Origin of the sequence: Nitratidesulfovibrio vulgaris str. Hildenborough, from assembly GCF_000195755.1 — a bacterium.
GTDB classification, from domain to species: Bacteria; Desulfobacterota; Desulfovibrionia; order Desulfovibrionales; family Desulfovibrionaceae; genus Nitratidesulfovibrio; species Nitratidesulfovibrio vulgaris.
This window is the reverse complement of the sequence record NC_002937.3, coordinates 844,600-857,684: the sequence shown is the minus strand read 5'-3', so window position 1 is coordinate 857,684 and position 13,085 is coordinate 844,600. Positions and strand designations below refer to the sequence as shown.

Sequence of the window (13,085 nt, the reverse complement as noted above, 5' to 3'; positions counted from 1 at the left end):
CACAGCGGCAGGACAGCTTCAGCCGTGCTAGGGGATGAGGTATGACGACACGCCACGGACACCCTGCGTGGCGCGGGTCACCCGCACTGCCCGGTCCACGTCGGCAGCGGCCCGCACCATGCCCATCAGCACCACATGGCCACCGTATACCTCCAGTTCTATCTGCGTCGAACTGAGGGCCTTTTCGGCGATGAGATTGGTACGCACGCGCGTAGCGACCACCGTGTCATCCATGGTACGCCCCGTTCCCGGCGCGAACCAGTGCGGCGTCACGGAGCGTACCCCCTTGACCTGCCGCGCGGCGCGAACGGCCTTGTCGCGGAAAGAGACGCTGGGCTCACCCACGAGGTAGACGCGCCCGCCGAAGCTATAGACCTTGGTCGCCAGACCGTCACTGCCGTCCATGCCGACGAGGTCGGCCTTGATGTCCGAGACGATGACGCTGTCATCCACGATGGTGCCGACACTGCGCTCGTCATGCGGCACGGAATACACGGCGCACCCCGCCAATGACAGCAGCAGGGCCGCAGCCAGTACCAGATTGAAGAGTCTGTTCATCCTGCAACTCCCTTATTTGCCGAACACCCGAGTCTCTCGCAACGTCCCTGATGAACCGACGTTGCGCAACCCCATGCCCTACGCATGAACTACCTTCCGGCCAGCCCGCCCCCGGCTGCATGCCGGGCGTGCATGACCTCTCCTTGACCGTCATCGTGTGCCAACATAGCATGACATACATTCTTTTGTGGAGGCCCCATGACCCCCGAACAACGTAGTGTCCTCAATGACATCATCGGTGCCGCCCTCGGTGCCGTGGCCCCGGACAGGGCCGTACACCGCCACGTCCGCCGCAATGACGAGACCCTCTACATCGGCGATGTCCCCTACGACCTCGCAGGGTACGAGCGTATCCTCGTGGTCGGGGCGGGCAAAGGGGCGGCCCCCATGGCCCATGCCCTCGAAGGCGTGCTAGGGGACAGGCTCGATGGTGGACTCGTCATCGTCAAATACGGTCACACCATGCCTCTGCGCCGCGTCAGGCTTCGCGAAGCCGCACACCCCGTGCCCGATGCCGCCGGAGAACGCGCCGCCCACGACGTACTCGACCTCGTGGCGCAGACGACAGAACGCGACCTCGTCCTCTGCGTCCTCACCGGGGGGGCAAGTGCTCTCACTCCGGCACTGTGCGACGGGATATCGCTCGACGACATGCGCACGGCGACACGCCTCCTTCTGGAATGCGGAGCCACCATCCACGAGGTGAACGCCCTTCGCAAGCACGTCTCGGCCTTCGGCGGCGGCAATCTCGCACGCCGCGCCGCCCCCGCACGCACTGCCTCTCTCATCATCTCCGACGTCGTGGGCGACGACCTCGATGTCATCGCCTCCGGCCCCACCGCCCCTGACGCCAGCACCTATGCCGACTGCCACGGCATCGTCACACGGTACGGCATCGGCACGCGCCTGCCCGCCAGCATACGCCGCCGCCTTGAGGACGGACTCGCCGGGCACGCCCCCGAGACCCCCAAACCGGGCGACCCGCTTTTCGACCACGTGCAGAACAGGCTCGTCGCAACCAACCGGCAGGCGCTTGAAGCGGCAGCCACCGCGGCACGTGCCCGCGGCTACATCCCGCGCATCCTCACCGACTCCATGACCGGCGAAGCGCGCCATAAGGCCAGCGAACTCGTCGACGAGGCGTTCCGAACCGCCGACACCTTCGTGTGCGCCGAAGGCCCATGCTGCCTTCTCGCCGGAGGCGAGACCACCGTCACCCTGCGCGGAGACGGAACGGGTGGACGCAATCAGGAGATGGCCCTCGCCGCCGCCATCGCCCTCGACGGCGCCGACCATATCGCCATGCTCTGCCTCGGCACCGACGGCAGCGACGGCCCCACCGACGCGGCTGGGGGCTTCGCATCGGGGCTCACACTCCGCACGGCCCGCGAACGCGGACTCGACCCGCACCGCCACCTTGACGACAACAACGCCTACCCCTTTCTCGAAGGCACGGGATGCCTGCTTCGCACAGGCCCGACACTGACCAACGTCATGGACATCACCGCCGTCCTCGTTGATGCGCCCCATACCATGCCGATGAGGCCCGACGGCGATGCGTAGACTGCGCGACCTCCGGTCTGTGGGCCCTGCTACGGTGCGCGACCTCGCGCGACTGGGAATCCATGACGTGGATGCCCTGGCGCGGCATGAGGCGACAGCGCTCTATGAGAGACTCGGCCAGTTGGACGGCGCCCCGCATGACCCGTGCGTTCTCGACGTGTTGCGGTGCGCTGTTGCACAGGCGCAAGACCCGGCACTCCCGGCCGTCCAGCGAGACTGGTTCTGGTGGTCGCGTCTGCGCAAAAGCGGGAAGCCATGAACGGATGCAGCACGGCGCAGCAGTGACCGCAGGGCCGGGGCACGCGGTATGGCACGAAACGCTATCCGCGGACAGGAAACGTAAAGGCCTCGGTCAGTTCTGACACCTCCGATGGCGACAGGGCATGACAGCCCTGCACGCTGCCTCGTGATGCTGCCGCCGGAAGGTATCACACGAGGGAGTGCCCGGACACGCAGCCCTGACACTCCGATGAGATGCCCCCGCAGACATGCAAAGGCCCCCTGTATCTTACCGATACAGGGGGCCTTCGAAATGTCGGCTGCAGGAATGCCTACTTCACGGCGTCCTTGAGCAGCTTGCCGGGGGTGAACTTGACCACCTTGCCAGCGGGGATGACAATCTCTTCGCCGGTGCGGGGGTTGCGACCCTTGCGGGCGGCGCGGTCGGCAACCTTGAAGCTGCCGAAACCGGTGAAGGTCACGGACTCACCGGCAGCCATGGCGTCGGCGAGGACGGCGATGGTGGCGTCAAGAGCGCTCTCGGCCTGAGCCTTGGTGGCCAGACCGGCCTTCGCGTGGATCTTCTCAACAAGTTCAGCTTTGGTCATGGATATCTCCGTCTGTTTCTCAGGCAGCACATGCTTTGCGGCCTTGGGTACGATGTTACGCGCAGTCCGTTTTACAGAGCTTGCAGCCCTTGTCAACTGGGCAAGCCGTGCAAAGCCAGTCATGACGCCGTTTTTTCACTCGTCCACGCCACCTCTCCGGCATGTACGCCATCGCCACCGCATCGCTTCACAGCATACAGAGCCGTGTCGGCGGCCTTGAACACCTTCTCCAACAATCCGGGTTCACACGTCTTTCGCTCTTGCACGGCGACCACACCAACGCTCATGGTCGTGCCTGTGCGCTTCTCTGCGAACAGACGCCGCAACCTGTGAGCCAGGCGGAGAGCCTCTTCGGTGTCCATGCCACGGCACAGCACACCGAACTCATCCCCCCCGAGACGGAACGGCACATCCTGCTGGCGACACGACGAACGCAGCACATCGCCCAGTGCACGCAACACAGCATCGCCCGCATCGTGCCCTTGGGTATCGTTGACCCCCTTGAACCCGTCGAGGTCGAACAACAGCAGTGCGAATGGCAGACTGCTCGATGCAAGCGCCTGCCCCACGCATTCCATATGCCCCCTCGTGGCAACCCCGGTCAGGGCATCCGTCGTGGCTTCACGCCTGTACCGTTCGCGGCTGCGTAGCGTTTCGGAAAGGCTGCACAGAAGCTCACCCTCACGACGTGACACGACATGCGCCATCCAGTTGAGGTCGCGTTTGAGGCGCAGCAATTCCTCTTCATCCTCCCTCTCGGGCGGCAACGTGAACGCCACCTCGCACCGCCCCTGGCGCAGCATACGGCAGAAGGCGTTCACCTCGCGCACATCTCGCAACACGACCCATCGCGAAAGCAACGCGACGCATGGCCCCATGAAGACCAGCAGCCCCCCCGCAAAGAGGGCGAGCCCCGTTTCAGCGGCACGGGGCCCCTTGTCATGCAGCAGCACCAGCGCGGCGACCGCTGGCAGGATGCCCAGTGCGACGTAGATGATGGCGATGCGTCCCCTGACGCCGAGTCCCGGCAGAGAGCGTCTGGCATGGATTGTCATGTCGACGTTTTATTGATTATGATTTTCAAAGTCAATAAAAACCACTTTCCGTTGCGACTCTGCATGTTGCGGTATATTGGTGTTTCTGGAGTCACGCATGAACGTCCGCATCGAAGACATGCCCGACCTGCGGGTCGCCTGCATCCACGCACCGGGGCCGTATGCCACGGCCGCGCCGCAAGCGTGGCAGGAGTTGTCCGCGTGGATGGGCCACAACCAGATGCTCACCTTCGAGACCCTCTTCGTGGGGGTCCTTGGTGACACGCCGTGCGGACTCGCCTCAGAGTCCACGGGGTATGACGCCGGAGTAAGTGTACCACAGCACATCGAAGCCGACGGGTATGTGTCCGTACGCATCATCGCCGGAGGACCCTGTGCCACCATCGTCCACAAGGGCCCGCACAAGACCCTTGCGGAGGTTTGGGCGTCACTGTATTGGGAATGGTTGCCCGCCAGCGGACGCATCACGAGAGAGGCCCCGTGTGTGGAGGTCTACCTCAACGCACCCGACTCCACACCCGACCACGAATTGCTGACACGGCTGCACCTGCCGCTGTCCCCCATCTGACATCAAACGTCCTTCAGGAGGCTCCATGCTCACTATCCGCAATCTCCGCCCCATTGTCGCGGCACTTGTCGCCACAATGGCCATGCTGACCCTTTCGGCCTGTGCCCCCGGCAACACCGTGCGTCTGCTCTACGCACCGCCGGACGCCAGCATCCTGCCCATGCCCAACGCCCCGCGCGTGGCCGTGGTCATGTTCGAAGACAAGCGCAGCACCATGCAGATAGGCGAGCGCCGTGACGGCTCTTCGTTCGTCGCTTCCGCCCCCGTGGCCGACTGGGTCGCCCGCAACCTCGCCGACGAACTCACCCGTCAGGGGCTTCAGGTTTCGTACGCCACCACCCTCGACCATGCCCGTACCGGCAACCCCGACTTCATCGTCACCGGCATCGTCAACGACGTCACGCTGCGCGAAGTGAAGACCACCGACTTCACCTCGCAGATGAGCCTCGGCATCACGCTCTCCGGACGCAAGGGCCGCATCTTCAGCGAGACGCTGAGCAGCAGCCAGAGCCGTCAGGTCATTCCCGCTCCCGACGTGGCCGAGAAGCTCCTTTCCGACACGTTGCGCGAAGTCATCCAGCCCGCCGCCCGCAAGATCAGCAGCGCGGTGCAATAGCACATGAACGCTTCAGGACGGTCGGCATCGCCCGCGGTGCCGACCCCCTCGAAGCGCAGCGGCCACGCCGCGCGGCGCACCGGCTTCCCTTCCTGCACCATGTGCACGACGGTGCATGACAGGAGACTGCCCGGTCGCGGCCTCACTCCCATGACTCTCGACGCCGCCCCCCACCTTCACCCTGCGGTTCTCTCGCCCCGTCCCCAACCCGGAAGGCATCGCCGCGACCTCCACCAGTCCTCCCGGGCCTTCGTCCTCTTGACTTGCATCGTTGCCACACTGGCGCTCATGCTGAGTCTGCCCGCAGGTCTTCAGGCCGCGGAAGCCACCGTCATCGTCCCCTTCGGTGGCGGTATCTTGCGCGACGACGCCCAGACCGTCGCAGCCGCAGCCGCCCGTATCGAGGCGTTGCGCCTTTCCACGGCATCCCTCGGAAGGGACTCCGCAGCCCTCTTTTCAGCCGAGACGCCCGCCCGACTTCTGTCTCTCACGGCGGCGACCTTCGAAGCGCACACCACGGCCACGAGTGTCGTCGGCTACCCGCCAGAAGTCGAGGTCGCCGTCAACATCCGCACCACCCCTCGCGGAGGAGATGCCGCGACGGCCCTGCGGGCGGCCCTCCGCGCGCCGGAGAAGCTCGAACTCAGAGAAGGCATCCTGTTGCATACACGTGAGAACCTTCTTGAAGCGAGGCAGCTTGCCCTCGATGCCGCACGACATCGCCAGAAGGCAGGCACGGAATCGGAAAGCCCCTATGACAGGAGGTTCGCCGCCCTCGCAAGGACATTGCGCAGTCTCGACACCCTTGAACGTGCGCTGTCCTATCTTGATGGTGTATGGAGACACCCCATCATCCTTGCAGCCGACATGCGTCAGGTGGTCGAGGCCTCCCCGGAGATGCCCCTCGGCTGGACGTTCCTCGGTGAAGCACTCCTGCAACTGGACAGGCCCCAGGACGCCGTCGAAGCCCTCGACAGGGCACTGGCGTTGCCCGACGCCCCCGTACGGGCGCGACTGGCAAGGGGCATCGCCAACCTCAGACTCGACCTCACCGCGCTCGCAGTGGATGACCTTTCGCGTGTCCTGCGGGAAGCACCGCGGCTTGCGCCTGCGTGGCGCGCCCGTGGTGCGGCACGCATGATGCGCCGTGAATACGGGCCCATGTGCGAAGACTTCATACAGGCATGCAACCTTGGCGATTGCGAAGGGCTGGCATCCGCACGAGATGCGGGCCACTGTCTGGCCCCTGCCCGCCCGCAAACCGTCAAGGCAGACGACTGACCCAGCATCCCGCCTTCCCATCCCGCAAGGGCACTTGTCTTGCACGGTTCGCGTCTTACCATTGAAAATGGCCGACCGTGCCGTGAGGGGGTCACGACACGGTCGGCACTGCAAGGGGGAGGATGCGTGGCGGGGCGACCTGCGACGGGCGTGCTGCTGCCTTCACTCCCGTGCGGCCCGAGGACATCCCCGCAAGGCACTGCCACACTGTCACCCTACACCACCGCCACAAGGCGGCAATGATAACCTTACGAGAGACGACATGTTCGACCAGACGACCCTCGAACGCTATGCGGCCGTCCTGTTGTGGGGCCTGGAACGAGGACGCGGTCACCCGTACCGCAAAAGCGATTTCGTGCTCGTACGCTTCGACCTGCCAGCCCTGCCTCTGGCCGAGGAGATATGCGCCCGCCTGCACGAACGCGGGCAGATACCCGTGCCGCGCATGGCCCATACGCCACGCATGGAGCATGATTTCTACACGCTAGCCAACAACAAGCGCCTCACGACCCTCATTCCCGGCGAACGCGAACTCCAGAACAGGCTCAACGGCACCATCTCACTGCTTGCCCCCCAGTCGCTGTCGCATCTTGCCTCCGTGCCCGCCGAGAACATCGCCCTCGCGCAACGCGCCCGCGCCCCGCTGACGGCCATCGCACGCACCCGCGAACAGATGGGGACCTACGGGTGGACGCTCTGCCTGTGGCCCACACCAGCCCTTGCCGGATGGGCGGGGATGAATGTGGAGGCGTACGCCAAGGAGATCGCGCGCGCCTGCCATCTTGGAGAGGCCGACCCCGTGGCGCGCTGGCGACGGATAGCCAAAGAGGCCGAAGCGTTGCGCACAGCACTCGACGCCCTCGGCGACGTCGTCCTGCATGTCGAGTCCGATGACGGAACAGACCTCCGTCTATCGGTGGGCCAGCAACGACGCTGGGCCGGGGTGACCGGACGCAACATCCCCAGTTTCGAACTCTATGTCTCGCCGGACTGGCGCACTGTTGAAGGCTCGTATGTGGCCGACCTTCCGTCGTTCCGCTCCGGCAACATCACCTCCGGCATACGACTCACGTTCAGGAAGGGTGTGGTCACCGCACTCGCAGCCGAAAAAGGGGAGGCGTTCGCCGCCGGGCAGACCAGCATCGACGCGGGCGCTGCACGCGTGGGCGAATTCGCCCTTGTGGACAAGCGCTTTTCGCCCATCGGCAGATTCATGGCCAATACGCTTTTCGACGAGAATCATGGCGGCGAGAACGGGTCGATGCACATCGCCCTCGGGCAGTCCTATGCCAACACCTTTGCCGGTGCGGCCCCGGACTTCGATGAAGCAACACGTGAACGTCTCGGCTTCAACACCTCGACACTGCACTGGGACATGGTCGCCACAACCCCCAGAAGGGTGACAGCGCACCTGCATGGCGGCAAGCGGACGACCATCTACGAGGATGGCATGTTCCGCATTCTGTAACCGCAACGCAAGCCCCGCCTCGCCTGAAGGGGGAAGGGCGACGGCAACGACAGGCATCGCAAACCCGCAATCCGGCAGGCGTCGGCACATCCGGCTACGAGGAAGGAACATGGAACACGTTCTGGTGAAGGTCTACGGTAGCCTGCATCCCGCAGGGGAGCACCTGCGCCGTCTGGCGGCCTCCGTTGCAGGGGATGAACATATCGAACTGGACGGCGACCTGCTGCGGGTATCGTTCGAAGGCGTCTGGTTTCCCATCGAAGAACTGATGGATGCACTGCGGCCCCACCTCACCCCCGACAGCGAAGGCCGCGTGGACTACATCGACATGGACGCATGGCGGCTGCACCGGCACTTCATCAAGGGGACGGCCATCGAATCACGCGAGAGCGGGCTGAACAATGTGCTAGACTTCTCGGGCCATTAGCAAGGCCCGTGGGAGGCACACCCGACATGGGCGAGAGGCCTCACGGCGCTGGATGTCAGGGCAAGGACATGGCTGAAGGGGGCGACTGTGTGCCAGACTGTTACGCGCCCCGAACGGGTGGGCGTAGGACGACAACGGCGTTTCCGGGCGGCATGACTTCGGGGTTCGTTCAACCCTGCCATCGCCACCGCAAACAGCTGCCCTTCAGTCCATCTCCAGCAGCAGTGTGCGCAATGCTTCCGTGGTGACAGGAAGGGGCATGTCGAACTGCACGCCGCACCTGTTGCCCGCACACCACATCACGCGCCCTGAAACGCCTTCGGAGAACGGGGCAAGACTGGCGGGCATTGCCCGAAGGCGCAGCATGTCACCCACCGCCATGACCTCCTCTCCGGGAGGAAGTCCTATCATGGCGCCGCCGGGACTCACGTTGCACAGCATCACGGGAAACCGCCCCTTTGCCGTATCCGCTTCGATGAAGCATGGGGCATCAAGGGCGAGGCGTTCGGCGAGTCGGCGTTCCATCATTCATCTCCCGCCTGTGGTTGCAGGGTCGTCTTCTGGAGGAAAGCCAGAAACCTTCCGGCCTCTTCCAGTGCCGGATTGCTTTCGAGGGCACGCTTCAGACACGTCTCGGCCTCGGCAAGTTCGCCCATCTCGTAGTGCACCCGTGCGACGTTGAAGAGCAGCCTGTCCTCCTGCCCCTGCATGGTCAGCGCCCTGTCGTAGAACAGCAGGGCCCGCGGATAGTCTCCCTGCCGTCTGTAGTCCACCGCAGCCCCACTCAGCCGGGTCTGGAACGCACCTGCGGAGCGTCCTTCCTGCCCGTGCGCGAGCAATTCGAGCACGGCGGGTATATCCGCATCTACCGGCTTCGCGGCACTTCGCCCGTGCAACAGTGCGGAGAGGGCGTCAAGCAGGATGCGCTCTTCGGGATACAGGTCGGTAGGCAGTGTCGACGCCAGCTGAAGGCGCCCTCTCAGACTCTCGGCAGTCTCGCGGAAATGCTCTTCATAGGTTGCCTGGTCAGGCATGAACTCTTCAAGGAATCGCTCTTCAGGAACCTCACGGATTATCCCCGTGGGAAGCATCCTGTCCGAAAGCGGCATGACAAGTGCCACCCCGTCATCCCGTAGCGTTCCGAACCACGTAATCCGCTGGACACTCTCACGCGCGGTAGTGCCCGTACCCGTGCGTTCGTGCCGCACAGAGACGAACACGCCAGTAACCAGAAACATGCGACCTCCCCCCCCGACAATCAACTGTTAACTATAAACTGTTGCCATGTTAGAGATACGCACGTCAATACGTTAGAAAATAAGACATTGACAGAGTTCCAGCCAAAACCACTGCCATCGAAAAGCATCAGGCAGGCTTCGGTAACGCCTTGGCGCATACCTTTAAATGATGCATACTGCTTCAAACGGCAACCTTTCAAGGAGCCCGTGCATGAGCAGCCTCACCGAACAGGGCCGCGCCATCACCGCACAGGCGGCAGGCTATGCCTCCGTCGCCGAACGTATCGGGGCCAAGGTCTCGGACTACGGCAGCTACGGTTTCAGCCCTCGCCAGACGTGCGCCCTCAATGTATTCTTCGACCTCGCCCAGGAATTCGACTCTCTCGAAGACCTCTACTCGTTGGCCGTACTGGTGCTCAAACAGTTCTTCGACCTTGAAGCCGAACTCTATACGCTCGACCCTTCAGGCAGTCTTGTCCGGCGCTCACCCGACCTCGGACCGACCACGGCGACACCTCCACTACCGGGTGAACTTGCAGAACAGCCCGCCTTCCGGGATGGCGAATACCGTATTCCTGTCAGGGGGCGCAGTGCAGAGAGGTCGAGCCTGCCCGTGACTCCGGTGGGCGATGCACTCGGGATGCTTGTCGTGCATCCGCGTCAGCCCCTCACCGACCACCAGATACTGTATCTGCAAAAGTATGCGAACAGGGTCGGCTTCCAGTTGCACAACAAGCTCATGTTCTTCAAGAACCGCGAGCACATTCGCTTCATACGCAGCCTTGTCCACGACATAGGGCACAATGTCATCGTGCCGAACATGTATTTCAAGCTTCTTTTCAGACAGCTTGAAGGCAAGATCCAGTCCATGTCACAGGTGCGTGAAACCTTGTTGCATGGAGACTGCTCCAGCACCAACGTCCTTGCCGAGGCGATGCATCAGCTCGGCTATCTCCATGAGCGCCTTGAAGAACAGTACAGTGAGATATACAGGCACTTCCAGCAGTCGAGCATGTTTCTCGAGACCCTGTTGCGACAGAGCCATTTCGATCAGGGGCACTATGTGCTCCAGAAGAGCCACATCGACCTGCTGCAACGCGTAGTGCTGCCGCAGGTCGAGCGCTTCAAGGGCAGACTCGAGGAGAAGGGCGTGAAGGTCTGCATGCCCCTCTACGACGATGACACACCGCGTCTGGTGCTTGCCGATACGGGGCTCATCAGTCAGGTCATCGCGAACCTGCTTTCCAACGCCGTCAAGTACACCCGCCCCGACCCGGATGACGAAAGCCTCACCATGTGCTGCCGTATCGTGTTCGTGGAGAATGCCTTCGGAGAGGGGAAACCCGCGGTACGCGTCGAGGTGTGCACAAGCGGACCGCCTGTCGATGCCGCCGACGTACCTCACCTCTTCGAACCCGACTTTCGTGGACGCAACACCACAGGCGAATACGGCACAGGACACGGGCTGCATTTCGTGCGCGAAATCGTCGACCTGCACGGCGGACATACGGGCTACCACCATGATGTCTGCGGTAACGTGTTCTGGTTCGAGCTCCCCTACAGCGACCCTCCGTCTTGACGTTTTTGAAATAACACCTTCCTCTCAGGAAAAACGGCATGGGCACCTACCCTCGTCAACCATCTGATTGTACGACCAATCGGATGGCGGGCCGCATTCCCCCTGACGAGCATGGTCGCGGCATCAGACCCCGCAAATGACAGTTTTGTAAAGCCGACCACATCGCGTCTTGTGCTCCGGGAACCGTTCTGCTACACGGGAGCGGGGGCCTTTTCCCCTCACCGAACAGAACGGAGCATCACGTGATCCACTTCGAACATGTGCACAAGTGGTACCCGAGCGGTCTGCACGTGCTCAATGACATCAATCTCGACATCGCCCAGGGCGAAGTGGTCGTCATCTGCGGGCCGAGCGGCTCCGGAAAGAGCACGCTCATCCGCTGCATCAACCGTCTCGAAGCCATCCAGAAAGGCAACATCGTCGTCGACGGCATAGACATCAACGCACCGCGCACCAACCTCACCCTGCTCAGGGCCGAGGTGGGTTTCGTATTCCAGCAGTTCAACCTGTACCCGCACATGACCGTACTGGAGAACATCACGCTGGCGCCCACCCTCGTACGGAACATCCCCCGTGCCGAGGCGGAGCGTACTGCCATGGAACTGCTCGAGAAGGTGAACATCCCCGACAAGGCAGGTGCGTACCCGGGGCAGCTGTCAGGCGGGCAGCAGCAGCGTGTGGCCATCGCACGCGGTCTCGCCATGAAGCCGCGCATCATGCTCTTCGACGAACCGACCTCCGCCCTCGACCCCGAAATGATCAACGAAGTTCTCGACGTCATGCGTCAACTCGCCCGCGAGGGCATGACCATGGTCTGCGTGACGCACGAAATGGGGTTCGCCCGCGAAGTGGCCGACCGCGTCATCTTCATGGACCAGGGCATACTGGTCGAACAGAACACGCCCGACGCCTTCTTCAACAATCCCCAGCACGAGCGTTCGCGCGAGTTCCTCAGCAAGATACTCACGCACTAGACGGCATGATGGCCCGTCGGCGCGGCGGGCCTTCGGTTTACGTCGTGCCGCGAGGGGCGGCCGACGGGTTCGGAACATCTCAAACGGGAGTGCACCCATGCGTCTTGGAAAGATCATCGCCCTTGCCGCGGCCTTTCTGGTCTTCACCGGCTCTGCGGCCCTTGCCGGCCCCGCCTATGACAACGTGATGAAGGACAAGAAGATCCGCGTCGGCCTCATGACCGACTCCATCCCCGGCGGCTTCTACAACGAGAAGGGCGAATGGGGCGGCTTCGACTACGACATCGCCACCGAAATCGCCAAGCGCATGGGCGTGGACATCGAGCGTGTGCAGGTCAACAACAAGACCCGCATCGCCTACGTCCAGCAGGGCCGCGTCGACATCTCCGTGTCGAACATGACCCACACCCGTGAACGCGACAAGTCGGTCGACTTCTCCATCACCTACTTCTTCGACGGTCAGAAGGTCCTCGCCAAGAAGGGCCAGTTCAAGTCCGTGAAGGACATGGTGGGCAAGAAGATCGCCACCATGCAGGGCACCACGTCCGAAGTGAACGTGAAGCGCGCCCTCAAGGAAGCCGGTGACCCCAACCCCGACCAGAGCGTCATCTCCTTCCAGAAGGAGTCCGAGTGCTTCCAGGCTCTGCAGATGGGTCGCGTGGCCGGCTGGTCGACCGACGCCTCCATCCTCGTGGGCTACTCCGCGAAGGAACCCGGCAAGTTCGAACTGGTGGGCAACTTCCTCGCCGAAGAGCCCTACGGCATCGCCATGCCGCAGGACGACTCCGCCCTGCGTGACGCCGTGAACGCCGCCCTGCAGGACATGTGGAAGGACGGCACCTACAAGACCATCTACAACAAGTGGTACGGCCCCGGCACTCCCTTCGAAATGCCCCTCGCCGGTCAGATCGAAATGTGGCCCTAACCGCCA

15 protein-coding genes are annotated in these 13,085 nt (G+C 63.2%); 10 read left to right on the top strand and 5 right to left on the bottom strand.

Translation table 11 applies throughout. The features are described from left to right. Positions 1 to 27 precede the first annotated feature (27 nt). Complete coding sequence (locus DVU_RS03635) at positions 28 to 558, bottom strand: BON domain-containing protein (RefSeq protein WP_010938067.1); 531 nt, start codon at positions 556 to 558, stop codon at positions 28 to 30. A 198-nt stretch (positions 559 to 756) separates the two neighbouring features. On the opposite strand from DVU_RS03635, the gene DVU_RS03630 reads away from it, so the two are divergent. Next, positions 757 to 2,121, top strand: coding sequence for a glycerate kinase type-2 family protein (locus DVU_RS03630; protein WP_010938066.1), 1,365 nt, complete (start codon positions 757 to 759; stop codon positions 2,119 to 2,121). Continuing rightward, positions 2,114 to 2,380 (top strand): helix-hairpin-helix domain-containing protein, encoded by a 267-nt coding sequence (locus tag DVU_RS03625; protein ID WP_011792717.1) that lies wholly within the window; start codon positions 2,114 to 2,116, stop codon positions 2,378 to 2,380. The genes DVU_RS03630 and DVU_RS03625 overlap by 8 nt, the downstream gene beginning before the upstream one ends. 292 nt (positions 2,381 to 2,672) lie before the next feature. Here DVU_RS03625 and DVU_RS03620 read toward each other — a convergent pair whose 3' ends face one another. After that, entirely contained in the window at positions 2,673 to 3,071 is a 399-nt protein-coding gene (locus DVU_RS03620; protein WP_014524275.1) for an HU family DNA-binding protein, read from the bottom strand. Then, positions 3,068 to 4,003: a GGDEF domain-containing protein gene (locus tag DVU_RS03615; protein WP_010938064.1), complete on the bottom strand. Its 936-nt coding sequence runs from the start codon at positions 4,001 to 4,003 to the stop codon at positions 3,068 to 3,070. The genes DVU_RS03620 and DVU_RS03615 overlap by 4 nt, the downstream gene beginning before the upstream one ends. 97 nt (positions 4,004 to 4,100) lie before the next feature. On the opposite strand from DVU_RS03615, the gene DVU_RS03610 reads away from it, so the two are divergent. From DVU_RS03610 to DVU_RS03590, 5 genes are all read left to right on the top strand, one after another. Continuing rightward, positions 4,101 to 4,571, top strand: a complete 471-nt coding sequence (locus DVU_RS03610; RefSeq protein ID WP_010938063.1) for an AraC family transcriptional regulator — start codon at positions 4,101 to 4,103, stop codon at positions 4,569 to 4,571. A 25-nt stretch (positions 4,572 to 4,596) separates the two neighbouring features. Beyond that, complete coding sequence (locus DVU_RS03605; RefSeq protein WP_010938062.1) at positions 4,597 to 5,187, top strand: lipoprotein; 591 nt, start codon at positions 4,597 to 4,599, stop codon at positions 5,185 to 5,187. Positions 5,188 to 5,190: 3 nt separating this feature from the next. Then, complete coding sequence (locus tag DVU_RS03600; RefSeq protein ID WP_014524274.1) at positions 5,191 to 6,468, top strand: tetratricopeptide repeat protein; 1,278 nt, start codon at positions 5,191 to 5,193, stop codon at positions 6,466 to 6,468. 262 nt (positions 6,469 to 6,730) lie between these two features. Further along, entirely contained in the window at positions 6,731 to 7,936 is a 1,206-nt protein-coding gene (locus tag DVU_RS03595; protein ID WP_010938060.1) for an aminopeptidase, read from the top strand. A gap of 109 nt (positions 7,937 to 8,045) precedes the next feature. After that, positions 8,046 to 8,363 carry a hypothetical protein gene (locus DVU_RS03590; protein ID WP_011792721.1) on the top strand — a complete coding sequence of 106 codons (318 nt, stop codon included), beginning with the start codon at positions 8,046 to 8,048 and terminating at the stop codon, positions 8,361 to 8,363. Positions 8,364 to 8,567: 204 nt separating this feature from the next. On the opposite strand, the gene DVU_RS03585 is transcribed toward DVU_RS03590, so the two are convergent. After that, positions 8,568 to 8,891, bottom strand: coding sequence for a PilZ domain-containing protein (locus tag DVU_RS03585; protein ID WP_223295140.1), 324 nt, complete (start codon positions 8,889 to 8,891; stop codon positions 8,568 to 8,570). Further along, entirely contained in the window at positions 8,888 to 9,601 is a 714-nt protein-coding gene (locus tag DVU_RS03580; protein ID WP_010938057.1) for a tetratricopeptide repeat protein, read from the bottom strand. The genes DVU_RS03585 and DVU_RS03580 overlap by 4 nt, the downstream gene beginning before the upstream one ends. 211 nt (positions 9,602 to 9,812) lie before the next feature. Here DVU_RS03580 and DVU_RS03575 point away from each other — a divergent pair, with 211 nt between their 5' ends. The 3 genes from DVU_RS03575 (at position 9,813) to DVU_RS03565 (ending at position 13,079) form a co-directional block, all read left to right on the top strand. Then, a complete protein-coding gene (locus DVU_RS03575) occupies positions 9,813 to 11,180 on the top strand; it encodes a sensor histidine kinase (protein WP_010938056.1) in 1,368 nt (455 codons plus the stop codon). A 242-nt stretch (positions 11,181 to 11,422) separates the two neighbouring features. Next, positions 11,423 to 12,154, top strand: a complete 732-nt coding sequence (locus tag DVU_RS03570; protein WP_010938054.1) for an amino acid ABC transporter ATP-binding protein — start codon at positions 11,423 to 11,425, stop codon at positions 12,152 to 12,154. A gap of 97 nt (positions 12,155 to 12,251) precedes the next feature. Then, a complete protein-coding gene (locus tag DVU_RS03565; protein ID WP_010938053.1) occupies positions 12,252 to 13,079 on the top strand; it encodes a transporter substrate-binding domain-containing protein in 828 nt (275 codons plus the stop codon). Positions 13,080 to 13,085 lie beyond the last annotated feature (6 nt).